This window comes from Escherichia sp. E10V5 (genome assembly GCF_004212315.1).
GTDB lineage: Bacteria > Pseudomonadota > Gammaproteobacteria > Enterobacterales > Enterobacteriaceae > Escherichia.
Genome location: NZ_RHJM01000015.1, coordinates 300,236 through 323,072, shown reverse-complemented (window position 1 = coordinate 323,072; position 22,837 = coordinate 300,236). Strand labels below are relative to the sequence as shown.

At 49.3% G+C, this 22,837-nt stretch carries 22 protein-coding genes; 12 read left to right on the top strand and 10 right to left on the bottom strand.

Annotation, left to right across the window (positions count from 1 at the left end; genetic code table 11):
* Nucleotides 1-62: 62 nt before the first annotated feature.
* The 6 genes from frmA to D9738_RS12960 all read right to left on the bottom strand — a co-directional run bounded on the left by frmA (nucleotide 63) and on the right by D9738_RS12960 (nucleotide 4,882).
* Nucleotides 63-1,172: an S-(hydroxymethyl)glutathione dehydrogenase gene (frmA, locus tag D9738_RS12985; RefSeq protein WP_000842102.1), complete on the bottom strand. Its 1,110-nt coding sequence runs from the start codon at nucleotides 1,170-1,172 to the stop codon at nucleotides 63-65.
* Nucleotides 1,173-1,206: 34 nt separating this feature from the next.
* Nucleotides 1,207-1,482: a formaldehyde-responsive transcriptional repressor FrmR gene (frmR, locus tag D9738_RS12980; RefSeq protein ID WP_001141271.1), complete on the bottom strand. Its 276-nt coding sequence runs from the start codon at nucleotides 1,480-1,482 to the stop codon at nucleotides 1,207-1,209.
* Between the two features lie 188 nt (nucleotides 1,483-1,670).
* Nucleotides 1,671-2,444 (bottom strand): YaiO family outer membrane beta-barrel protein, encoded by a 774-nt coding sequence (locus tag D9738_RS12975; RefSeq protein WP_130206153.1) that lies wholly within the window; start codon nucleotides 2,442-2,444, stop codon nucleotides 1,671-1,673.
* 1 nt (nucleotide 2,445) lies between these two features.
* Nucleotides 2,446-3,039, bottom strand: coding sequence for an acetyltransferase (locus tag D9738_RS12970; protein ID WP_240731131.1), 594 nt, complete (start codon nucleotides 3,037-3,039; stop codon nucleotides 2,446-2,448).
* Nucleotides 3,005-4,201: a glycosyltransferase family 2 protein gene (locus tag D9738_RS12965; RefSeq protein WP_130260328.1), complete on the bottom strand. Its 1,197-nt coding sequence runs from the start codon at nucleotides 4,199-4,201 to the stop codon at nucleotides 3,005-3,007. The genes D9738_RS12970 and D9738_RS12965 overlap by 35 nt, the downstream gene beginning before the upstream one ends.
* A gap of 9 nt (nucleotides 4,202-4,210) precedes the next feature.
* The gene (locus D9738_RS12960; protein ID WP_130258522.1) at nucleotides 4,211-4,882 is read right to left on the bottom strand and encodes a PIG-L deacetylase family protein; all 672 of its coding nucleotides are present in this window, start codon (nucleotides 4,880-4,882) and stop codon (nucleotides 4,211-4,213) included.
* 623 nt (nucleotides 4,883-5,505) lie between these two features.
* Here D9738_RS12960 and tauA point away from each other — a divergent pair.
* Genes tauA through tauD form a run of 4 tightly spaced genes read left to right on the top strand, consistent with a single transcriptional unit; the run spans nucleotide 5,506 to nucleotide 8,920 of the window.
* Nucleotides 5,506-6,468 (top strand): taurine ABC transporter substrate-binding protein, encoded by a 963-nt coding sequence (gene tauA / locus D9738_RS12955; RefSeq protein ID WP_130260327.1) that lies wholly within the window; start codon nucleotides 5,506-5,508, stop codon nucleotides 6,466-6,468.
* Between the two features lie 12 nt (nucleotides 6,469-6,480).
* A complete protein-coding gene (gene tauB, locus D9738_RS12950; RefSeq protein WP_130260326.1) occupies nucleotides 6,481-7,248 on the top strand; it encodes a taurine ABC transporter ATP-binding subunit in 768 nt (255 codons plus the stop codon).
* Entirely contained in the window at nucleotides 7,245-8,072 is an 828-nt protein-coding gene (gene tauC / locus D9738_RS12945; protein ID WP_130260325.1) for a taurine ABC transporter permease TauC, read from the top strand. Before tauB ends, tauC begins: the two co-directional genes overlap by 4 nt.
* Nucleotides 8,069-8,920, top strand: coding sequence for a taurine dioxygenase (tauD, locus tag D9738_RS12940; RefSeq protein WP_130260324.1), 852 nt, complete (start codon nucleotides 8,069-8,071; stop codon nucleotides 8,918-8,920). The genes tauC and tauD overlap by 4 nt, the downstream gene beginning before the upstream one ends.
* A gap of 40 nt (nucleotides 8,921-8,960) precedes the next feature.
* Here tauD and hemB read toward each other — a convergent pair whose 3' ends face one another.
* Complete coding sequence (gene hemB, locus D9738_RS12935) at nucleotides 8,961-9,935, bottom strand: porphobilinogen synthase (protein WP_130206167.1); 975 nt, start codon at nucleotides 9,933-9,935, stop codon at nucleotides 8,961-8,963.
* A 525-nt stretch (nucleotides 9,936-10,460) separates the two neighbouring features.
* Here hemB and ehaB point away from each other — a divergent pair.
* Together ehaB and iprA are read left to right on the top strand one after the other, a co-directional pair.
* Nucleotides 10,461-13,409, top strand: a complete 2,949-nt coding sequence (gene ehaB / locus D9738_RS12930) for an autotransporter adhesin EhaB (RefSeq protein ID WP_130260323.1) — start codon at nucleotides 10,461-10,463, stop codon at nucleotides 13,407-13,409.
* Nucleotides 13,410-13,496: 87 nt separating this feature from the next.
* On the top strand, nucleotides 13,497-14,120 hold the full coding sequence (gene iprA / locus D9738_RS12925) for a hydrogen peroxide resistance inhibitor IprA (RefSeq protein WP_130206171.1): 624 nt from the start codon (nucleotides 13,497-13,499) through the stop codon (nucleotides 14,118-14,120).
* On the opposite strand, the gene ampH is transcribed toward iprA, so the two are convergent.
* The gene (ampH, locus tag D9738_RS12920) at nucleotides 14,121-15,278 is read right to left on the bottom strand and encodes a D-alanyl-D-alanine-carboxypeptidase/endopeptidase AmpH (RefSeq protein WP_130258527.1); all 1,158 of its coding nucleotides are present in this window, start codon (nucleotides 15,276-15,278) and stop codon (nucleotides 14,121-14,123) included.
* 351 nt (nucleotides 15,279-15,629) lie between these two features.
* On the opposite strand from ampH, the gene sbmA reads away from it, so the two are divergent.
* The gene (gene sbmA / locus D9738_RS12915; protein WP_130215390.1) at nucleotides 15,630-16,850 is read left to right on the top strand and encodes a peptide antibiotic transporter SbmA; all 1,221 of its coding nucleotides are present in this window, start codon (nucleotides 15,630-15,632) and stop codon (nucleotides 16,848-16,850) included.
* Between the two features lie 12 nt (nucleotides 16,851-16,862).
* Nucleotides 16,863-17,957 (top strand): surface-exposed outer membrane lipoprotein YaiW, encoded by a 1,095-nt coding sequence (gene yaiW / locus D9738_RS12910; RefSeq protein WP_130215392.1) that lies wholly within the window; start codon nucleotides 16,863-16,865, stop codon nucleotides 17,955-17,957.
* Nucleotides 17,958-18,009: 52 nt separating this feature from the next.
* On the opposite strand, the gene D9738_RS12905 is transcribed toward yaiW, so the two are convergent.
* The gene (locus D9738_RS12905; protein ID WP_064527077.1) at nucleotides 18,010-18,318 is read right to left on the bottom strand and encodes a YaiY family protein; all 309 of its coding nucleotides are present in this window, start codon (nucleotides 18,316-18,318) and stop codon (nucleotides 18,010-18,012) included.
* Nucleotides 18,319-18,577: 259 nt separating this feature from the next.
* Between D9738_RS12905 and D9738_RS12900 the strand changes: the two genes are divergently transcribed.
* Nucleotides 18,578-18,790, top strand: a complete 213-nt coding sequence (locus D9738_RS12900; RefSeq protein WP_130237775.1) for a DUF2754 domain-containing protein — start codon at nucleotides 18,578-18,580, stop codon at nucleotides 18,788-18,790.
* Between the two features lie 205 nt (nucleotides 18,791-18,995).
* Here D9738_RS12900 and ddlA read toward each other — a convergent pair whose 3' ends face one another.
* Entirely contained in the window at nucleotides 18,996-20,090 is a 1,095-nt protein-coding gene (ddlA, locus tag D9738_RS12895; RefSeq protein ID WP_130260322.1) for a D-alanine--D-alanine ligase, read from the bottom strand.
* Between the two features lie 462 nt (nucleotides 20,091-20,552).
* On the opposite strand from ddlA, the gene iraP reads away from it, so the two are divergent.
* The 3 genes from iraP (at nucleotide 20,553) to psiF (ending at nucleotide 22,768) form a co-directional block, all read left to right on the top strand.
* Nucleotides 20,553-20,813 carry an anti-adapter protein IraP gene (gene iraP / locus D9738_RS12890; RefSeq protein WP_064527081.1) on the top strand — a complete coding sequence of 87 codons (261 nt, stop codon included), beginning with the start codon at nucleotides 20,553-20,555 and terminating at the stop codon, nucleotides 20,811-20,813.
* A 100-nt stretch (nucleotides 20,814-20,913) separates the two neighbouring features.
* Nucleotides 20,914-22,329: an alkaline phosphatase gene (gene phoA / locus D9738_RS12885; RefSeq protein WP_130260321.1), complete on the top strand. Its 1,416-nt coding sequence runs from the start codon at nucleotides 20,914-20,916 to the stop codon at nucleotides 22,327-22,329.
* Nucleotides 22,330-22,447: 118 nt separating this feature from the next.
* Entirely contained in the window at nucleotides 22,448-22,768 is a 321-nt protein-coding gene (gene psiF / locus D9738_RS12880; protein ID WP_130260320.1) for a phosphate starvation-inducible protein PsiF, read from the top strand.
* Nucleotides 22,769-22,837: the final 69 nt, after the last annotated feature.

The window sequence follows — 22,837 nt, the reverse complement described above, 5'->3', positions numbered from 1 at the left end:
CGGCTGCCCGGGGACGGTATTAAGAACCTCGTCTAAACTGGACGGGGTAAACCTGCGGGAAATCAGTAACGAATTACGGTTCGAATGGATTTGCCTTCATGCATCAGATCAAAGGCGTCATTAATTTCATCCAGGCTCATGGTATGCGTCACAAACGGTTCCAGGTCGATATCACCTTTCATTGCATCTTCAACCATCCCCGGTAACTGGGAACGACCTTTCACGCCGCCAAACGCGGAACCTTTCCATACGCGACCGGTGACCAACTGGAATGGACGGGTGGAGATTTCCTGACCAGAACCTGCTACCCCGATGATCACCGACTGACCCCAGCCGCGGTGCGCACTTTCTAGCGCCGCACGCATCACATTGACGTTACCGATGCACTCAAAGGTATGGTCGATACCCCATTTGTTGATATCCAGCAGGACATCTTTAATCGGTTTGTCGTAGTCATTCGGGTTAATGCAGTCGGTGGCACCGAAGCGACGCGCCAGATCGAATTTCTTCGGGTTCGTATCAATAGCGATAATCCGTCCCGCTTTCGCCTGACGAGCGCCCTGAACCACTGCCAGACCAATCGCGCCAAGACCAAACACGGCAACAGAATCACCTGGCTGGACTTTAGCAGTATTATGCACCGCGCCAATGCCGGTGGTCACGCCACAGCCCAGCAGGCAGACGTGTTCATGGTTTGCTTCTGGATTAATTTTGGCCAGAGACACTTCCGCGACCACGGTGTATTCACTGAATGTAGAACAGCCCATGTAGTGATAAAGCGGCTGCCCGTTGTAAGAAAAACGGGTGGTGCCGTCTGGCATCAGGCCTTTGCCCTGGGTTTCGCGAACCGCGACACAGAGGTTGGTTTTGCCGGAACGACAGAACTCACACTCGCCGCACTCTGCGGTATAAAGCGGGATCACATGGTCGCCAGGTTTGACGCTGGTTACGCCTTCACCGACTTCAACCACAACGCCAGCCCCTTCGTGACCAAGAACGACCGGGAATACACCTTCCGGGTCATCGCCGGAGAGGGTAAATGCGTCGGTATGGCAAACGCCGGTATGGGTAACTTTGATCAGCACTTCACCTTTTTTCGGTGGTGCAACGTCAATTTCAACGATTTCCAGCGGTTTACCGGGAGCAAATGCAACGGCAGCACGTGATTTCATCTTTCGCTCTTCCTCAATATGGTAATAGATTCAGCTATTTAAGATAGGCTCGAACCAGTTCAATAGTGTCGTCAACGGATTGGCTGACTTCACGGCTGTAGCAGTCATTTCGGTCAAACGTTTCCCGGATATGGCTTTCAAGCACTTCTGCCATCAGCCCGTTAGCCGCGCCCCGAACGGCGGCTATCTGTTGGAGTATGGCACGGCATTCGGCATCACCCTCCAGCGACCGTTCCAGAGCATCAATCTGCCCCCGAATACGACGAACTCGAGTAAGGACCTTTTTCTTCTCTTCCGGAGTACTGGGCATTTCGCACCTCATCATCTGCACGCATTATACTATAGGGTAGTATGCTATATGTCAATGCATACCCCCCTATAGTATATAACACTGAAGAATAAAATTTATCCGGTGAATGTGGGTGGAAAACGAAAAGGAAAGTGTTTGGGCGCTAATCGGCAGGGAAGGCCGCCCTGGATAGCGGGCGGCAGAAGGAATCAAAATTTCCAGGTCAGATGAGCTGCGAGTTGCAAGCCGTCATAATCATCGGTTGGGGTGTCGTACCACACTTTACCTGCCGTCAGCCCCAAATTAAGTTGCTCTGTTAAAGGCTGAATACGCTGTAAACTGACGCTCTTCATACTGCCGTGTCGTGTCTCTGGCGACCAGTCATAAGTGTAAGCGCCGGTCCCGCGAGTTAGCCAAAGCTGGGTATAACCACCGCCGCGCGTATCGTTCAGGCGCAGGGAAATCATATTGCTGTAACTGCCGCCCGCATCGCTTGAGTCATAATGGGTATAGCGATAGCTGGTGATCACCGGGCCGGTATAAAGCGAAACGCCACCTTGCCAGGCATTAACGTCAACGTCATCGTAATATTTGGTGTAGCGATAACCGGTCGTGAACACCGTTTTTGGCAGCAGGGCCAGGTTAATATCCTGACGAAAATCCTGGCGGGCAAAGACCGGCGTATTATCTGCAAATGCAATACCCGTTCGGGTCGTCAGCCAGTTATTCCATTTATACCAGACAGCACCCTGGCCGCGTGTGGCATTGAAACTTTCAGTCTCGTAATCTCGACGTCCCTGGGAAAGATTGAAAAGCAGTGTTGCGTTTTCAACCTTTGCGATCAGTTCGGCATACGCTAAATTACGGTTACCATGATCGCCAGAATAATCGGTAAAATCGTAGCCTGCGGTAATAGATGTTAACCCGGCATAAGCGGGCAATGCGCTAAAGACTGCTGCCGCTAATAACGTCCGTTTTATCATTTTAATCTCCTGTACGGATAAGTTCTTGCCGGAGTGAGTAATTTCCGGTAGGTAAATTACGTTCTACAATAACGCGTGGACCAAGCTGTGTATTCGGAGAAATAATTCGCCCCGGTAAAATAATAACCTGCACACCAAGTCGTGAACGCCGACCAATATAACAACCTAATTTATCGCATCCGGTAGCGATAGTACCTTCTGCGGTGCGAACCGATACTGGCTGTTCATCCAGACGATGATTACTGGTACGCACCAGCGCGCCTAAATATGCCCCGCTTGCTACCACCGAGTCGGCAATAAAACATTGCGGACCAATCGTTGCTTCTGCTTCAATAACCGCATTTTTTATTTCTGTGGCAAAACCAATTTTTACACCATTGCTGATTACCGTGTTGGGGCGAATAAAAGCATAATTGCCAATCAGGCAATTTGCGCCAATCACTACCGGTCCTTGAATCACTGCACCGTGGCAAATACGGGTATTGGTGCCAATAATAACTTCACCGGCACTCTCATCAATAATTACCTGGTCTGCAATCTGAATATTTTTCTCTTTAACATTAAGCTTCAGATAGCTTTTCAGTTCCTGCGACAGAAGAGTTGGAATAAGCGGTTGGCGCTTCCACCAGTGCGGAATAACGGGTGGGTTTGTCGCGCTGAGGTTCGCGTCCAGTAAAAAAGGCAATAAGTCCATAAATAATCCAGATGGCATAAGCTAATAATACATACACAACGGAAAAAGGCGCTAAAGGCACCAATAACCAGCAACGATGAAACCAGGCGCTAAAAGCACCAATAACACAAACTACGCCGACCCAGATAAGCGGAAACATTGCCAATATTACGCCATGTGGCCCGGTGGCGATGAATTCATTAAACCAGGTAGTGAGATAAATCCCAACGCCATAAAGCACAACCAGCAGCATGGGAAAAATACTGAATATGCCAAAGCGGCTAAATAAAAGTTTTTTATGTAGGCGCATACATACCGCGTAGCCCACAATCCAGCGCCGCCAGCGTCGCCATTCATCAAGCGGACTATTGCATTCCTGCGGATAAACGATGCAGCGATTCGCTTGACGAACACGGTAGCCATTAGCCACCAACGTCCAGGTAAGGTCGAGATCTTCGACTTTGGTACGATCAGAGAAACCAAATTTACGCAGCACATCGGTGCGAAACATCCCGCAGGCTCCGCTGACAATAAACGGCGCACCGCCCAATAGTTGTTGTAGCGTGCGCTTCATAACAATCATTGGCAACTTCACCGTCGCGCGGATGTGCGGCAACAGGCCAGCGCCTTTTAACGCGGTGGAGGGAATGCCGCCTACGGCGTCAGCGCCGCGCTCAATTTCCGCCAACATATAGCCCATGCCGTTTTTATCGGGCGGGACGTAAGTATCGGCATCGCTTAAAAAAACCATGTCGCAGGTGGCGTAGTTGAGGCCATTCATTAGCGCACCGCCTTTACCGGTATTTTTTTGCGTGACGGCAACAAAGCGGTCGCCCCATTTACGTTTTACTTCTGCCATGACTGCTTCGGTATTATCAGTGGAGCCGTCGTTAACGCAAATTACCCGGCAAAAATAAGGGTTGCGTAGCAGATTTTCCAGCGACTGTGCCAGACAAGGGCCTTCGTTATAGGCAGGAATAATTGCGTCAATACAGCCTTTTTTTTGGCTGGGCTTACGCCTTAACGTACTCAGGAACCATAGTAATATTGCTACGGCCATACATATAAAGATCCAGGTTTTCATGCAATCTGCTCAAAGAATCATTTTATGAATAACAAAGCCTTCACCCAGGTCGCTATTGACCTGTTGTCCGCGAAATTGTGCGACAGCACGCAAACGTTCTGGGCGCATATAATCACGCAGACTCTGACTTTTATGTTTTTGTAACGCGTTTAGTTTTATAGAAAAATATTTCTCTTCCACGGATTCAAAAACCTGGGGCATAAATGAAAGCCAGGTACTTGGCGTTTCGTAGCCGAGAATTTGAGGAATTGCCCGACAGGCCACCATTGACGCCTGATAAACGGCCAGATGATCCTGATGGCGGTCGGCATCATGCATGGTATAGACACGAATGATTTCAACATCAGACGGAATTTGAGACTTAATGATATTTTCCAGGGCGGTAATCATATCATTGAGATGTAAATGAGCACGGGTATCAGCAAAATTAAGATGAATAGTCTGCTGGCATCCTAATATCTTTAGGGCTTCGCGTGACTCTGCGTGGCGATCGATTATTCCATCTGTGCCAGAATTGCCGGTAGTCATAACTACGGCAGCAATATAAATCCCTTTTTGCGCAAGACGAGCGAGCGATGCGCCGCAGCCTAATTCTATATCGTCAGGGTGTGCGCCAATAGCAAGAATACCTTTCTTTTTATTTTTTGAAGAAAGGAGAGCAGAATTTAAAACCTTATCCACTTAATGACACTCCATTTTTAATTATTATACTACAAGCGCAGCGATACGCGCAGAGACGTAATCTCTGGCGCAAACAGACGTTAAAATTTATACGTAGTGAAAGTTGCTAATAACTTAGTGCCAGGATGCTATGAGGGCCTGAAAATCGACAGGGTAAAGTTTTTTTTACGTAGTTCATATGTTAGTTTTTTGTGTGTTTGCTATGTATAGTTATTTTCTTTTGCGCATTGTATTTAGATGTGAATTAGTTTGTCAATTAATTGCATTTAAAAAATATGTTCAATGAACGGATATTGTTTATATACATGTTGTGAATGTGATATGCGGTGGGTGAAAAACAATACAGTAGTATATTTAATGCGAATATAATAACTTTGTCATATATTTTGGTTTTAATAAAAATCAGAAGATAGTAAATCTCGTAATCTGACTTTTTATGCATCAATAAAATGCAGTACAGCAATTTCCCCGAGTTGTGGGATGATGCTAATTGCATAATTAACCTTTCCTTTGCTGTTTTTTTGCTAAGAATAAAATCATCTGTACCATAACGACTAATTCTTTTATCAAATGTCTTTGTCCGCGAATACTGCTCCCATAACAAGATAGGGGAGCAGACAATCATGGCAATTTCATCGCGTAACACACTTCTTGCCGCACTGGCATTCATCGCTTTTCAGGCGCAGGCGGTGAACGTCACTGTGGCCTATCAAACCTCCGCCGAACCGGCGAAAGTCGCACAGGCTGATAACACCTTTGCCAAAGAGAGCGGGGCGACGGTGGACTGGCGTAAGTTTGACAGCGGGGCCAGCATCGTGCGGGCCTTGGCCTCGGGCGATGTGCAAATCGGTAATCTTGGTTCCAGCCCATTGGCGGTAGCTGCCAGCCAACAGGTGCCGATTGAAGTCTTCTTGCTGGCGTCAAAACTGGGCAACTCTGAGGCGTTGGTGGTAAAGAAAACCATCAGCAAACCGGAAGACTTGATTGGTAAACGTATCGCCGTGCCGTTTATCTCCACTACACACTACAGCCTGCTGGCGGCGCTGAAACACTGGGGCATTAAACCTGGGCAAGTGGAGATAGTGAACCTGCAGCCGCCCGCGATTATCGCCGCCTGGCAACGGGGAGATATCGATGGCGCTTATGTCTGGGCGCCTGCGGTTAACGCCCTGGAAAAAGACGGCAAGGTGCTGACCGATTCTGAACAGGTCGGGCAGTGGGGCGCGCCGACGCTGGACGTCTGGGTAGTGCGGAAAGATTTTGCCGAGAAACATCCAGAGGTAGTGAAAGCGTTCGCCAAAAGCGCCATCAATGCTCAGCAACCGTATATTGCTAACCCTGACGCGTGGCTGAAACAGCCGGAAAACATCAGCAAACTGGCGCGCTTAAGCGGCGTGCCGGAAGGCGATGTGCCGGGGCTAGTGAAGGGAAACACCTATCTGACGCCGCAGCAGCAAACGGCAGAACTGACCGGACCGGTGAACAAAGCGATCATCGACACGGCCCATTTTTTGAAAGATCAGGGCAAAGTCCCCGCCGTGGCGAATGATTACAGCCAGTACGTTACCTCTCGCTTCGTGCAATAAAAGGAGGCGCAGATGCTGCAAATCTCTCATCTTTACGCCGATTATGGCGGTAAACCAGCACTGGAAGATATCAACCTGACGCTGGAAAGCAGCGAGCTGCTGGTTGTGCTGGGACCGTCCGGCTGCGGCAAAACCACGTTGCTGAATTTAATTGCTGGTTTTGTGCCTTATCAGCACGGCAGCATTCAACTGGCGGGCAAACACATTCAGGGACCGGGAGCAGAATGCGGCGTGGTTTTTCAGAATGAAGGATTGCTACCGTGGCGCAATGTGCAGGATAACGTGGCGTTCGGTCTGCAACTGGCGGGGATGGAGAAAATGCAGCGTCTGGAAATTGCTCTCCAGATGCTGAAAAAAGTAGGTCTGGAAGGCGCAGAAAAACGCTTCATCTGGCAGCTTTCTGGAGGCCAGCGTCAGCGAGTGGGGATTGCCCGCGCGCTGGCGGCAAATCCCCAACTGTTATTACTCGACGAGCCGTTTGGCGCGCTGGACGCCTTTACCCGCGACCAGATGCAAACCTTGTTGCTGAAACTCTGGCAGGAGACGGGCAAGCAGGTACTGTTGATTACTCACGATATAGAGGAAGCGGTGTTTATGGCGACCGAGCTGGTTCTGCTTTCGCCAGGGCCAGGGCGTGTGCTGGAGCGTCTTCCGCTCGACTTCGCTCGCCGTTTTGTTGCGGGAGAATCGAGTCGCAGCATCAAGTCCGATCCGCAGTTTATTGCCATTCGCGAATATGTTTTAAGCCGCGTATTTGAGCAACGGGAGGCGTTCTCATGAGTGTGCTCATTAACGAAAAACTGCATTCGAGTCGGTTGAAATGGCGCTGGCCGCTCTCGCGGCAAGTGACCTTAAGCATTGGCACGTTAGCGGTTTTACTCACCATATGGTGGACGGTGGCGACGCTGCAACTGATTAGCCCGCTGTTTTTGCCGCCGCCGCAACAGGTACTGGAAAAACTGCTCACCATTGCCGGACCGCAAGGCTTTATGGACGCCACGCTGTGGCAGCATCTGGTTGCCAGCCTGACGCGCATTATGCTGGCGCTATTTGCAGCGGTGTTGATCGGTATTCCGGTCGGGATCGCGATGGGACTTAGCCCTACGGTACGCGGCATTTTGGATCCGGTAATCGAGCTTTATCGTCCGGTGCCGCCGCTGGCCTATTTGCCGCTGATGGTGATCTGGTTTGGTATTGGCGAAACGTCGAAGATCTTACTGATCTATTTAGCGATTTTTGCACCGGTGGCGATGTCGGCGCTGGCGGGGGTGAAAAGCGCGCAGCAGGTTCGCATTCGTGCCGCGCAGTCGCTGGGGGCCAGCCGTATACAGGTGCTGTGGTTTGTCATTTTGCCTGGCGCGCTGCCGGAAATCCTCACCGGATTACGCATTGGTCTGGGGGTGGGCTGGTCTACGTTGGTGGCGGCGGAGTTGATTGCCGCAACGCGAGGCTTAGGTTTTATGGTCCAGTCAGCAGGTGAATTCCTCGCGACTGACGTGGTGCTGGCGGGGATCGCGGTGATTGCGATTATCGCCTTTCTTTTAGAACTGGGTCTGCGTGCGTTACAACGCCGCCTGACGCCCTGGCATGGAGAAGTACAATGAGTGAACGTCTGAGCATTACCCCGCTGGGGCCGTATATTGGCGCACAAATTTCGGGTGCCGACCTGACGCGCCCGTTAAGCGATAATCAGTTTGAACAGCTTTACCATGCGGTGCTGCGTCATCAGGTGGTTTTTCTGCGTGAACAGGCGATAACGCCACAGCAGCAACGTGCGCTGGCTCAGCGTTTTGGCGAACTGCATATTCATCCTGTTTATCCTCATGCCGAAGGGGGTGACGAGATCATCGTACTGGACACCCATAACGATAATCCGCCGGATAACGACAACTGGCACACCGATGTGACATTTATTGAGACGCCGCCAGCAGGGGCGATTCTCGCAGCGAAAGAGTTGCCATCGACCGGTGGTGATACGCTCTGGACCAGCGGTATTGCGGCCTATGAGGCGCTTTCTGTTCCTTTCCGCCAGCTTTTGAGCGGGCTGCGCGCGGAGCATGATTTCCGTAAATCGTTCCCGGAATACAAGTACCGCAAAACTGAAGAGGAACATCAACGTTGGCGCGAGGCGGCCGCGAAAAATCCGCCGTTGTTACATCCAGTGGTGCGTACGCATCCGGTGAGCGGCAAACAGGCACTGTTTGTTAATGAAGGATTTACTACGCGAATTGTCGATGTCAGCGAGAAAGAGAGCGAAGCCTTGTTAGGCTTTTTGTTTGCCCATATCACCAAACCGGAGTTTCAGGTGCGTTGGCGCTGGCAACCGAATGATATTGCGATTTGGGATAATCGCGTGACTCAGCATTATGCGAATGCCGATTATTTGCCGCAGCGGCGTATTATGCATCGCGCGACGATTCTCGGGGATAAACCGTTTTATCGGGCGGGGTGAAGGGGAAATGCCGGGTTGGGATAACCCGGCATAATGATCATTAACGCAGAATCTTCTTCTCAGCCAGATCCAGCGCAAAGTAGCTGAAAATCAGATCCGCACCCGCACGCTTAATCGAACCTAAGCTTTCGAGCACCACTTTCTCTTCATCTATTGCACCTGCCAGCGCGGCGAATTTAATCATCGCGTACTCGCCGCTCACCTGATACGCGCCAATCGGCAATTCAGTACGTTCACGCAGCTCACGCACGATGTCGAGGTACGCGCCAGCTGGTTTAACCATCAGGCAGTCTGCGCCCTGGGCTTCATCCAGCAGTGACTCACGAATCGCCTCACGACGGTTCATTGGGTTCATCTGATAGCTTTTGCGATCGCCTTTTAATGCGCTTCCGGCCGCTTCACGGAACGGACCATAAAAGGAGGAGGCGAACTTGGTCGAATACGACATGATCGCGGTGTCGGTAAAGCCCGCAGCGTCCAGCGCCTGGCGAATCGCTTGCACCTGACCGTCCATTGCAGCGGAAGGGGCGATGAAGTCAGCACCGGCAGCAGCTGCAACCACCGCTTGTTTGCCTAAATTCACCAGAGTTGCGTCGTTGTCGACACCGTGATCGCACAACACGCCGCAGTGTCCGTGAGAAGTGTATTCACAGAAACAGGTGTCTGACATGACGATCATTTCAGGCACGGTCTGCTTGCAGATGCGCGACATACGCGCCACCAGACCATCTTCCCGCCAGGCATCACTGCCGGTTTCATCAGTATGGTGAGAGATGCCGAAAGTCATCACCGAACGAATACCGGCGTTGGCGATGCGTTCGATTTCACGCGCCAGATGTTTCTCTGGAATGCGCATTACGCCGGGCATGGCTTCAACGGCTTTGTAGTCGTCAATTTCTTCTTCAACAAAGATCGGCAACACCAGGTCGTTAAGGCTAAGTGTTGTCTCTTCAAACATAGCGCGCAGCGCAGGAGATTTGCGCAGGCGACGAGGGCGTTGGATTAAATCTGTCATGGTCTGCCTGATGTTTGTGGAATTAAGGTGCACAGTATACCTGATGCTGGGCGGGAGTGTTTTACGAAAGTTGTCGCGATGTTGATAAGAAGAGAACGAAAGAGAGGTCAGGACATCTTTGTAATAGAAATAGCAATGATTTTATATTCACTGCAAATATTTTTAATTTTTATTTATAATCCTCAATTATTGTTTTTGTTGATTTGGTTGAGCTGTCAAAAATTGAATGGATTAAAGTTCATTGTTTATTGATAAATTATTTATCTGGTTTGTTGGTTTGATATTTTTAGAAGCTATAATTCAAAATTAACGCTTTCATTAACGTGTTGAAAAACTGTGTTTTTGTCAGTTTTTTCTTTGCGTGGGTAGATGTTTTTTATATATGTCCACAATCGGACTTAGGGGAAAGAATAATTGAACCATTCCTCTATAACGCCGCATAATCGTAAACGCGAAACATAAGATGTTTTCTATGCATTGATAATTGATGGATCAACTTATTACGTCCCTGAGGAGGGATGACAAATGCACTCCTGGAAAAAGAAACTTGTAGTATCACAATTAGCATTGGCTTGCACTCTGGCTATCACCTCTCAGGCTAATGCAGCGACCAACGATATTTCTGGCCAAACTTACAATACTTTCCATCACTACAACGACGCCACCTATGCTGATGGCGTTTACTATGATGGTTATGTAGGCTGGAACAACTATGCTGCTGATAGTTATTACAACGGCGATATCTATCCGGTTATTAATAACGCTACCGTTAACGGCGTGATTTCTACCTACTATCTGGATGACGGTATTTCTACCAATACCAACGCCAATAGTCTGACAATCAAAAACAGCACTATTCACGGTATGATTTATTCCGAGTGCATGACAACTGATTGTGCTGATCGTGCGGATGACTACTACCATGATCGCCTGGCGCTGACCGTTGATAATTCCACGATCGACGATAACTACGAACACTATACTTATAACGGCACCTACAATAATGCCGCAGATACTCATGTTGAAAACGTATATAACATTGGTACTGCCATAACTCTGGATCAAGAAGTTGATCTGTCTATCACTAATAACTCCCATGTTGCAGGTATTACTCTGACTCAGGGTTATGAGTGGGAAGATATCGACGACAACACTGTCAGCACTGGTGTAAACAGCAGCGAAGTATTTAATAATACCATCACTGTTAAAGATTCTACCGTGACCTCTGGTTCATGGACTGATGAAGGTACTACTGGTTGGTTTGGTAATACCGGTAATGCCAGTGATTACAATGGTAATGGCTGGAATGCTGATGATATCGCATTAGCCGTTATTGCACATCCTGATGCTGATAACGCTATGCAGACCACTGCAACATTCGATAATTCCACACTGATGGGTGATGTATTCTTCTCAAGTAACTTTGATGAGAACTTCTTCCCACATGGTCGTGATAGCTATCGTGATGCTGACGGTGATGTAGATACTAACGGTTGGGATGGTACCGATCGCTTGGATCTGACCCTGAACAATGGTAGCAAGTGGGTTGGTGCGGCAATGTCTGCACATCAGGTTGGTGTTGATATTGATGGCGATGGTGTAAATGAATCTTATACCTATGATATCAATACCGAAGCCACTGCCACTCTGATCGACATCGCAGCTAACAGCCTGTGGCCTTTATCAACAGTGGGCGTGGAAAACAGCGACTCTGCATACAGCGAATTTGATCACATCATCGGTAACGAAGTTTACCAGAGCGGTCTGTTCAATGTGACCTTGAACACCGGTTCACAGTGGGATACCACCAAAACTTCTCTGATCGACACTCTGAGCATCAACAGTGGTTCAACTGTTAATGTTGCTGATTCAATGCTGATTTCTGACTCTATCTCTCTGACAGGTCTTTCTGCGCTGAACATCAACGAAGATGGTCACGTTGCAACTGATTCACTGACTATCGACAACAGTACCGTAACCATCTCTGATGAAGTTTCTGCTGGTTGGGCTGTAGGTGATGCAGCTCTGTATGCGAACAATATCAAAGTGACTAACGACGGTATTCTGGATGTAGGTAACACAGCAGCGAATGCTCTTCAGGTTGATACTCTGAACCTGACCAGCACCACTGATACCAGTGGTAACATTCATGCTGGTGTATTCAACATCGAAAGCAACCGCTTCGTACTTGATGCAGACCTGACCAACGACCGTACCAACGACACTACCAAGTCAAACTACGGTTATGGCTTAATCGCAATGAACTCTGATGGTCACCTGACTATTAACGGTAACGGCGATAACGATAACACTGCTTCTATCGAAGCTGGTCAGAACGAAGTTGATAACAATGGTGACCATGTTGCAGCTGCAACCGGTAACTACAAAGTTCGTATCGACAACGCTACTGGTGCTGGTTCTATCGCTGACTACAACGGCAACGAGCTGATCTACGTTAACGACAAAAACAGCGACGCTACCTTCTCTGCTGCTAACAAAGCTGACCTGGGTGCTTACACCTACGAAGCTCGTCAGGAAGGTAACACTGTTGTTCTGCATCAGACCGAGCTGACTGACTACGCTAACATGGCGCTGAGCATCCCGTCTGCAAACACCAATATCTGGAACCTGGAACAAGACACCGTTGGTACTCGTTTGACCAACTCTCGTCATGGTCTGGCTGATAACGGCGGCGCATGGGTAAGCTACTTCGGTGGTAACTTCAACGGCAACAACGGTACCATTGACTACGATCAGGATGTTAACGGCATCATGGTCGGTGTTGATACCAAAATTGATGGTAACAACGCTAAGTGGATCGTCGGTGCGGCTGCAGGCTTCGGTAAAGGCGACATGAATGACCGTTCTGGTCAGGTGGATCAAGACAGCCAGTCTGCCTACATCTACTCTTCTGCTCGCTTCGCGAACAACATCTTTGTTGATGGTAGCTTGAGCTACTCTCACTTCAACAACGATCTGTCTGCAACCATGAGCAACGGTACTTACGTTGACGGTAGCACCAACTCTGACGCGTGGGGCTTCGGTTTGAAAGCCGGTTACGACTTCAAACTGGGTGATGCTGGTTACGTAACTCCTTACGGCAGCATTTCTGGTCTGTTCCAGTCTGGTGATGACTACCAGCTGAGCAACGACATGAAAGTTGACGGTCAGTCTTACGACAGCATGCGTTATGAACTGGGTGTAGATGCAGGTTATACCTTCACTTACAGCGAAGACCAGGCTCTGACTCCGTACTTCAAACTGGCTTACGTCTACGACGACTCTAACAACGATAACGATGTGAACGGCGATTCCATCGATAACGGTACTGAAGGGTCTGCGGTACGTGTTGGTCTGGGGGCTCAGTTCAGCTTCACCAAGAACTTCAGCGCCTATACCGATGCTAACTACCTCGGTGGTGGTGACGTAGATCAAGATTGGTCCGCGAACGTGGGTGTTAAATATACCTGGTAATATTCTTCACTCTGAAGAAATACTGGTAATTTAATCTAAATAATGCCCGTCAAGGATTTGACGGGCATTACTGCAAAGGACGCGCAAATGTTATCTGTAGTTAAACCTCTTCAGGAATTTGGTAAGCTCGATAAATGTTTGTCCAGATACGGCACGCGCTTCGAGTTTAATAATGAAAAACAAGTCATATTCTCCAGTGATGTAAACAGCGAAGATACATTCGTTATTTTAGAAGGTGTTATCTCTCTCCGTAGAGAAGAAAACGTACTTATCGGTATTACGCAAGCCCCTTATATTATGGGACTGACTGATGGTTTAATGAAAAACGATATACCATACAAATTAATATCAGAAGGAAACTGTACGGGATATCATCTACCAGCCAAACAAACCATTACTCTTATTGAACAAAATCAACTCTGGCGTGACGCTTTTTACTGGTTAGCCTGGCAAAATAAAATCCTGGAATTACGCGACGTTCAACTCATTGGGCATAATTCCTACGAGCAAATCCGTGCGACATTATTATCAATGATTGATTGGAATGATGAATTACGATCACGCATTGGCGTAATGAATTATATCCATCAACGTACACGCATATCACGTTCCGTCGTGGCAGAAGTTCTTGCGGCTTTACGCAAGGGCGGCTATATCGAAATGAATAAAGGCAAACTGGTCGCTATCAACCGTTTGCCTTCAGAGTATTAATCAGGAAGCGGGAATGACCATCGGTTTATTCCCGCTAAGTTCGGTCACCAAATCATTGATGCCATCGCTCATATTTTTAAACCGTGTTAATGGTGAGCGGGTCACGACCACAAACGCACCGATATTTTTTTGCGGGATCATCGCCATATAGGTAATGAAGCCACCGCCACCACCGGTCTTCTGAATAATACCCGGACGTCCATCCTTCGGTGCCATATACACCCAGCCTAAACCGAGTGCATCCGCTCTGCCTGGAACATCCATGCCAATCACTTTCGTAAACTGTGCACGCTGATAAATCAGCGTCTGCATGCGATCCGCCTGGTGACTGCGCTGATAAAAATCAGAAGACAAATATTGCTGCATCCAGCGCATCATATCGCCAGGTGTGGAATAAACGCCGCCGCTGCCAATGGCCGCCAGCGTATTGTTACACGGACTGGCACCACGCTCTGCAACCATCAAACGGCGGCACTGGTCCGGTGATGGTGTGTAGGTGGTGTCTTTCATCCCCAGCGGACGGGTAATCTGCTCTTCAAACAACTGGGTATAAGGCTTGCCGGATGCATTCGCCAGCGCATCCGCCAGCAGGTCGAACGCAAGGTTGGAGTACGCGGCCTGGCTGCCTGGCGCGGCTTTTAGCTTTGCCGTAGAAAGGTATTTCCAGCGTTGCTCTCGCGTCGGCCAGACAAACACCGGACGATTTGCTGCGCCGCCGGGCTGTTCACGGGGCAGGGCGCTGGTATGAGTTGCCAGATTCACCAATGTGATGGGGGCTCCGTTATAAGTTGGCACGCGTGCGCCTGGCGGGGCATATTTACTCAGTGGATCGTTTAACTTCACTGTCCCCTGGTCCAGCAATTTCACCAGCATCTCACTGGTCATCAACTTGGTGAGCGAAGCAATACGTACTACTGAATCCAACTGCGGGCGAACGTTATTACCAGGGCGAGTTTCGCCATAACTGCGAAAGACACGCTGATTACCGTCGATAACGACCAGCGCCATCCCGGTGGCACCGCTGCCGTAAAAAATATGATCGGCATAGCGATCAACAATATCAGAGGCGAATTCAGGTTCGGCGATAGGTTGCGCCGCGTGGACAGAGGTCAATGACGCCGCACACAGCACGGCAGAAAAAAGCAGACTACGTTTCAACGGTGGTGTCCATAAATTAAATGAAGGTAACTGAGCGTATTTATACTACTCGTTGATGGATTGCAAAGCGCAAATTAGTGCAATAATAGTGTTAAAAACGTAACGGCGCGTAAACACGATCTTTTTCCTGCTCACCAATGTCTGCATTTGTGATCCTGTTCGTGTTAATGCGCTTATGTAAACAATCCTTTGTTTGTGAAATCCGTCGAAACAATTCTTCCGGTCAGGAGGACGAACTAAGCGCCCCGCGGTTGGTCACAATGGGCGGTTTCATTTGGCTGATTCTTTGAAGCGGCCATGCGGTTAATACACAGCAGTTGCTAAAACGATAAGAAGCTAGCAGGAGAGCATATGTTTAAGTCTTTTTTCCCAAAACCGGGAGCCTTTTTTCTCTCGGCCTTTGTTTGGGCATTGATTGCCGTCATCTTCTGGCAAGCGGGAGGCGGTGACTGGGTTGCCCACATCACCGGGGCTTCTGGGCAGATACCGATTAGCGCTGCCCGTTTCTGGTCGTTAGACTTCCTGGTTTTTTACGCTTATTACATTGTTTGCGTAGGACTTTTCGCGCTGTTCTGGTTTATCTACAGCCCACATCGTTGGCAATACTGGTCAATACTCGGCACTGCGCTAATTATCTTCGTGACCTGGTTTCTGGTGGAAGTTGGGGTTGCAGTCAACGCCTGGTATGCACCGTTTTATGACCTGATTCAAACCGCGCTCAGTTCGCCGCATAAAGTGACCATCGAACAGTTTTATCGCGAGGTGGGCGTCTTTCTGGGGATAGCACTGATCGCGGTGGTTATCAGTGTGTTGAACAATTTCTTTGTCAGCCACTACGTGTTTCGCTGGCGTACGGCGATGAACGAATACTACATGGCGAACTGGCAGCAACTGCGCCATATCGAAGGGGCCGCGCAGCGTGTGCAGGAAGACACCATGCGTTTTGCTTCAACGCTTGAGAATATGGGCGTCAGCTTTATTAACGCCATCATGACGCTGATCGCCTTCTTGCCGGTGTTGGTGACGCTCTCCGCGCACGTGCCAGAGTTGCCGATTGTGGGGCACATTCCGTATGGTTTGGTGATTGCCGCGATTATCTGGTCGCTGATGGGGACCGGATTACTGGCGGTTGTAGGGATCAAACTGCCGGGACTTGAGTTTAAAAACCAGCGAGTAGAAGCAGCTTACCGTAAAGAGCTGGTCTATGGTGAAGACGACGCCACGCGTGCGACACCGCCAACGGTGCGCGAGTTGTTCAGCGCGGTACGGAAGAACTATTTCCGCCTCTATTTTCACTATATGTATTTCAACATCGCCCGCATTCTCTACCTGCAGGTCGATAACGTTTTCGGTTTGTTCTTGCTGTTTCCGTCGATTGTTGCCGGTACGATTACGCTCGGCCTGATGACCCAAATCACCAACGTTTTTGGTCAGGTTCGCGGCGCTTTCCAGTATCTGATTAACTCATGGACCACGCTGGTCGAGTTGATGTCGATCTACAAACGTCTGCGCAGCTTTGAACATGAACTGGATAATGACAAAATTCAGGAAGTAACCCATACATTGAGTTAAAAAGGAGAGGTAATGTCGCGAGTCAACCATCTGTCTTCGCTTTCGTTGTTGGCGGTTCTGGTTTTAGCGGGGTGTAGCAGTCAGGCGCCACAGCCGTTGAAAAAGGGCGAAAAAGCGATAGATGTGGCGAGCGTGGTGCGGCAGAAGTTACCCGCCAGCGTAAAAGACCGCGATGCCTGGGCGAAAGATCTTGCCACCACTTTTGAAAGCCAGGGGCTGGCACCGACACTGGAAAATGTCTGCTCGGTGCTGGCGGTGGCGCAACAGGAGTCAAATTATCAGGCGGATCCGGTCGTTCCTGGATTAAGTAAAATCGCCTGGCAAGAGATTGACCGCCGCGCCGAACGGATGCACATTCCTGCTTTTCTGGTTCATACCGCGCTAAAAATCAAATCGCCGAACGGCAAAAGCTACAGCGAACGGTTAGATTCCGTGCGCACGGAAAAGCAGTTGAGTGCAATTTTTGACGATCTGATCAGCATGGTGCCGATGGGGCAGACGCTGTTTGGTTCGCTTAACCCGGTGCGCACCGGTGGGCCGATGCAGGTCAGCATTGCTTTTGCCGAACAGCATACCAGGGGGTATCCGTGGAAAATGGACGGTACGGTACGTCAGGAGGTCTTCAGTCGTCGCGGCGGATTATGGTTCGGGACTTACCATTTACTCAATTATCCTGCCAGCTATAGCGCGCCGATTTTCCGTTTCGCCGATTTTAATGCCGGTTGGTACGCTAGTCGTAATGCCGCGTTTCAGAATGCGGTCAGCAAAGCCAGCGGCGTGAAGCTGGCGCTGGATGGTGATTTGATTCGTTATGACAGTAAAGAGCCGGGTAAAACAGAACTGGCGACGCGTAAGCTGGCGGGCAAACTGGGAATGAGCGACAGCGAAATTCGTCGTCAGCTCGAGAAAGGGGATAGTTTCTCTTTTGAAGAGACGGCGTTGTATAAGAAGGTTTATCAACTCGCCGAAGCGAAAACGGGTAAATCGCTACCGCGTGAAATGTTGCCCGGTATTCAACTGGAAAGCCCGAAAATCACCCGTAACCTTACCACCGCATGGTTTGCGAAGCGCGTCGATGAAAGACGAGCGCGCTGTATGAAGCCGTGACCAATAGGTAATCGTAGGCCAGATGTTTACGTCGCATCTGGCAAAATAAATCTTACTGGCGGCGATGTCGCCAGTGCAGCCACACCGCAACCACCGCAAAGATGAAGCAGCCAACCAAAAACGGGATCAGCCCGAAAATGGTGCCGACTCCCAGACCAATTTCCACTCGTGGGCGGCCAGTCTCCTGGACCTGCATTAAACGCTCATAGACACCTGGCGCATGCACCAACAAATTCAGCAATTGCGCCCCAGCCCAAAAGCAAAACAGCACAAACAATGCATAGGCAATGTTGCCAGGCGTTGAAGAGGCATCGCGATATTTTCCGCTAAACAGCGATTTTGACAGGGTGAAATCAGCCATAAAAACCTCCGGAAGTCATCTGCTTCTCTTCTGGTGTGATACCAGCGGCTTATGGCAAGTCTGACAGGTCATTGGGATTGTCAATATCAGAATCATGGTAAATTGATGTTGGGAATATTCCCGAAGCGAGAATCTTCGTCATGACTCACAAAATTGCAACCTTAAGTTAAATTTCTTAACGGTTCTGGAAATGCTGTCTACACCACAGACGGATGTTGCAGAATATGCAAGGATGTTGTTTTTCGTTAACGGAGCTGCCATGAATCTGCCTGTAAAAATCCGCCGCGACTGGCATTACTATGCGTTCGCCATTGGCCTTATATTCATTCTTAATGGCGTGGTGGGGTTGCTGGGGTTTGAAGCAAAAGGCTGGCAGACCTACGCGGTGGGGCTGGTGACGTGGGTGATTAGCTTCTGGCTGGCGGGACTGATTATTCGCCGTCGCGATGACGATACTGAAAACGCCCAATAACAGAAGATTGGGCGTTCTGGAGTGCTGGCAAAGTGCTCGTTGTTTATGCCGGATGCGGCGTAAACGCCTTATCCTGCCTACAAAATCGTGCAAAATCAGTATATTGCAATTATCTGGTAGGCCTGATAAGCGAAGCGCATCAGGCAATCTTACGTTTGCCATCAGCCTGAAATGCCCAATAAAAAAGTTATTGGGCATCCAAAAATTACATGGTGGTTTTCAGTGCGTTATCCGCTGCGTGACGCTCCAGCGCCAGCTCAATCAAACGTGTGATCAGGTCGGTGTAGCCCAGGCCACTGGCTTGCCACAGCTTCGGATACATACTGATGTTAGTGAACCCTGGCAGCGTGTTGATCTCGTTGATCACCACCTCGTTTTTCGGCGTTAAAAAGACGTCTACACGCGCCATGCCAGCACATCCCAACGCCTGGTAAGCCTGAACGGCAATCGCCCGAATCTTATCGTTGATTTCCGGCGCAATGTCCGCAGGAATCACCACTTTCGCGCCATCTTCGTCAATGTACTTGGTGTCGTAGGCGTAGAAATCGCTGGTCAGTACGATCTCGCCACAGGTACTGGCTTGCGGATTGTCATTACCCAGAACCGCACATTCGATCTCACGACCTTTGATCCCTTGCTCAACGATCACTTTGTGATCGAATTCGAACGCCAGATCGACAGCAAGGGCATACTGCTCTTCGCTGGTCACTTTGCTGACGCCAACAGAGGAACCCTGATTAGCTGGTTTTACAAACAGCGGCAACCCAAGTTTAGACTTCACTTCGGCGAAGCTGATTTTGTGGCGATTGGCGCGCGTCAGGGTAATAAATGGCGCGATGTTCAATCCAGCGTCACGCAGCAGACGTTTGGTGACGTCTTTATCCATGCATGCAGCAGAAGCCAGAACATCGGAACCGACAAACGGTAGATTGGCGACCCGCAGCATTCCCTGCAAGGAACCATCTTCACCCAACGTACCGTGGACAATTGGGAAAATGACATCCACCGTCGGCAACGGCTGGCCGTTCTGCGCATCAATAAGTTGCTGTTCATGTTTACCCGGCACCTGCGCGAGACTGGTGGCCGAAGGGCGCAGCGCAATATGGGCAGGATCGTCTGCGTTCAGCAAATAATTGCTGGCATCGCTGACGTGCCATTGCCCTTGTTTATCAATGCCCAGCAGCACAACGTCAAAGCGACTTTTATCAATGGCATCGACAATGTTTTTTGCCGATTGCAGAGACACTTCATGTTCTGCTGACTTTCCACCAAAAACGATTCCTACCCGCAGTTTTTCCATCTTAAAAACCTATCCCGTAGAACACAAAGAGCATACATTACCACGACAAAACGGGGGATTCGCGGCCTTCTGACAGTTTGTTGCAATCTTCTGCTGATAAACCGTGCAGCTTGCGGGGTAAGATTCATCGCTGACTAAATTATGTGCGTAAGATCACAAAAATGATGAACGGGAAACTAATTTATTCCTGGTGTGAATTGCTGCCTGGATGGTTATTATACGTAATAATAAGTTAACCAAGAGTATATATTCCATAACTTTTTATTATAAAAAACATTAATAATTGTACACCTATATTTTATGTGTGGAATTATTTAAAAATAGAGAAACGTTTCGCTGATAAATGTGAAAAAAATATTTGCTAAAATTATTTCCTCTGTCATAAAAATACTACATCAAGACTCTATGCAGTTGTGAAACATAATGTTAACTTCTCCATACTTTGGATAAGGAAATACAGATATGAAAAATCTCATTGCTGAGTTGTTATTTAAGCTTGCCCAAAAGGAAGAGGAGTCGAAAGAATTGTGCGCGCAGGTCGAAGCACTAGAGATTATCGTTACTGCGATGCTTCGCAATATGGCGCAAAATGACCAACAGCGGTTGATTGATCAGGTAGAAGGGGCGCTATACTCGGTAAAGCCCGATGCCAGCATTCCTGATGACGATACGGAGCTGCTGCGCGATTACGTAAAGAAGTTATTGAGGCATCCTCGTCAGTAAAAAGTTAAGCCCTCCAACAGTTGTCATAATGCTGTCATGCCAGAGACTTATAGTCGCTTTGTTTTTATTTTTTAATGTATTTGTACATGGAGAAAATAAAGTGAAACAAAGCACTATTGCACTGGCTCTCTTGCCGTTACTGTTTACCCCTGTTACTAAAGCCCGGACCCCAGAGATGCCAATTCTGGAAAACCGGGCGGCACAGGGGGATATTACCGCGCCTGGCGGCGCACGCCGATTAACGAGCGATCAGACCGCTGCCTTACGCGATTCTCTTAGCGATAAACCCGCGAAAAATATTATTTTATTGATTGGTGATGGGATGGGGGATTCGGAAATCACTGCCGCACGCAATTATGCTGAAGGCGCGGGCGGTTTTTTTAAAGGGATCGATGCCTTGCCGCTTACCGGACAATACACCCATTATGCGCTGGATAAAAAAACCGGAAAACCAGACTACGTGACCGACTCCGCAGCGTCAGCAACAGCCTGGTCAACTGGCGTCAAAACGTATAACGGCGCGCTGGGTGTCGATATTCATGAAAAAGATCATCCAACGATTCTGGAATTGGCAAAAGCCGCAGGGCTGGCGACCGGCAACGTTTCAACGGCTGAAATACAGGATGCCACTCCCGCCGCGCTAGTGGCACATGTGACCTCGCGCAAATGCTATGGTCCGAGCGTTACCAGCGAAAAATGCCCGAGCAACGCGCTGGAAAAAGGTGGAAAAGGATCGATTACTGAACAACTGCTTAACGCCCGTGCAGATGTTACGCTTGGCGGCGGTGCAAAAACCTTTGCTGAAACGGCTACCGCCGGTGAATGGCAGGGAAAAACGCTGCGTGAACAGGCGCAGGCGCGTGGTTATCAGTTAGTCAGCGATACCGCATCGCTGAATGCGGTGACGGAAGCGAACCAGCAAAAACCCCTGCTTGGACTGTTTGCTGACGGCAATATGCCAGTGCGCTGGCAAGGACCGAAAGCAACGTACCACGGTAATATCGATAAGCCCGCAGTCACCTGTACCCCGAATCCGCAACGCAATGACAGTGTGCCTACGCTGGCGCAGATGACCGATAAAGCCATTGAACTACTGAGCAAAAATGAGAAAGGATTCTTCCTGCAAGTTGAAGGTGCGTCGATCGATAAACAGGATCACGCCGCGAATCCTTGTGGCCAAATTGGCGAGACGGTCGATCTCGATGAAGCCGTACAGCGGGCGCTGGAATTTGCCAAAAAGGATGGCAACACACTGGTGGTGGTCACCGCTGACCACGCCCACGCCAGCCAGATTGTCGCGCCAGATACCAAAGCGCCGGGTCTGACTCAGGCGTTAAACACCAAAGATGGCGCAGTGATGGTGATGAGTTACGGGAACTCCGAAGAGGATTCACAAGAGCATACCGGTAGCCAGTTGCGTATTGCTGCATATGGTCCGCACGCTGCGAATGTGGTTGGTTTGACCGATCAGACCGATCTCTTCTACACCATGAAAGCTGCACTGGGGCTGAAATAACACCGAACCCGGCGGCTAATTTTGGCTGTCGGGTGGTTTTTTTGCTGTTAGCAACCAGACTTAAAAGCAGATCAAGGGCGCAAACGCTCCTGGTTAAAATGTGAAGAGGGATGGTGCTATGAAAATAACATTACTGGTTACCCTGCTATTCGGCCTGGTTTTTTTAACCACTGTCGGCGCTGCCGAGGGAACGTTAACCCCACAACAACAGCGTATGACCTCCTGTAATCAACAGGCGACAGCGCAGGCGTTGAAAGGGGATGCCCGTAAGACATACATGAGTGATTGCCTGAAGAACAGCAAATCTGCGCCCGGTGAAAAGAGTTTGACGCCGCAGCAGCAGAAGATGCGCGAATGTAATAGTCAGGCGACGCAGCAATCTCTGAAAGGTGATGATCGTAATAAGTTTATGAGTACTTGCCTCAAGAAAGCCGCGTAAAACCTATAGTGCTAACGGGTGAGTTAAGAAAATGGCTCACCCGAAATATCATACTCCCGCCTTTCGCCC

Bases quoted from the DNA above. Each gene is read 5' to 3' on its own strand.
- yaiW (WP_130215392.1), top strand. From the start codon at position 16,863: ATGTCGCGAGTCAACCATCTGTCTTCGCTTTCGTTGTTGGCGGTTCTG.
- tauD (WP_130260324.1), top strand. From the start codon at position 8,069: ATGAGTGAACGTCTGAGCATTACCCCGCTGGGGCCGTATATTGGCGCA.
- tauB (WP_130260326.1), top strand. From the start codon at position 6,481: ATGCTGCAAATCTCTCATCTTTACGCCGATTATGGCGGTAAACCAGCA.
- ehaB (WP_130260323.1), top strand. From the start codon at position 10,461: ATGCACTCCTGGAAAAAGAAACTTGTAGTATCACAATTAGCATTGGCT.
- frmR (WP_001141271.1), bottom strand. From the start codon at position 1,482: ATGCCCAGTACTCCGGAAGAGAAGAAAAAGGTCCTTACTCGAGTTCGT.
- D9738_RS12905 (WP_064527077.1), bottom strand. From the start codon at position 18,318: ATGGCTGATTTCACCCTGTCAAAATCGCTGTTTAGCGGAAAATATCGC.
- iprA (WP_130206171.1), top strand. From the start codon at position 13,497: ATGTTATCTGTAGTTAAACCTCTTCAGGAATTTGGTAAGCTCGATAAA.
- frmA (WP_000842102.1), bottom strand. From the start codon at position 1,172: ATGAAATCACGTGCTGCCGTTGCATTTGCTCCCGGTAAACCGCTGGAA.
- D9738_RS12965 (WP_130260328.1), bottom strand. From the start codon at position 4,201: ATGAAAACCTGGATCTTTATATGTATGGCCGTAGCAATATTACTATGG.
- psiF (WP_130260320.1), top strand. From the start codon at position 22,448: ATGAAAATAACATTACTGGTTACCCTGCTATTCGGCCTGGTTTTTTTA.
- ddlA (WP_130260322.1), bottom strand. From the start codon at position 20,090: ATGGAAAAACTGCGGGTAGGAATCGTTTTTGGTGGAAAGTCAGCAGAA.
- hemB (WP_130206167.1), bottom strand. From the start codon at position 9,935: ATGACAGATTTAATCCAACGCCCTCGTCGCCTGCGCAAATCTCCTGCG.
- D9738_RS12900 (WP_130237775.1), top strand. From the start codon at position 18,578: ATGAATCTGCCTGTAAAAATCCGCCGCGACTGGCATTACTATGCGTTC.
- tauA (WP_130260327.1), top strand. From the start codon at position 5,506: ATGGCAATTTCATCGCGTAACACACTTCTTGCCGCACTGGCATTCATC.
- sbmA (WP_130215390.1), top strand. From the start codon at position 15,630: ATGTTTAAGTCTTTTTTCCCAAAACCGGGAGCCTTTTTTCTCTCGGCC.
- iraP (WP_064527081.1), top strand. From the start codon at position 20,553: ATGAAAAATCTCATTGCTGAGTTGTTATTTAAGCTTGCCCAAAAGGAA.
- D9738_RS12975 (WP_130206153.1), bottom strand. From the start codon at position 2,444: ATGATAAAACGGACGTTATTAGCGGCAGCAGTCTTTAGCGCATTGCCC.
- tauC (WP_130260325.1), top strand. From the start codon at position 7,245: ATGAGTGTGCTCATTAACGAAAAACTGCATTCGAGTCGGTTGAAATGG.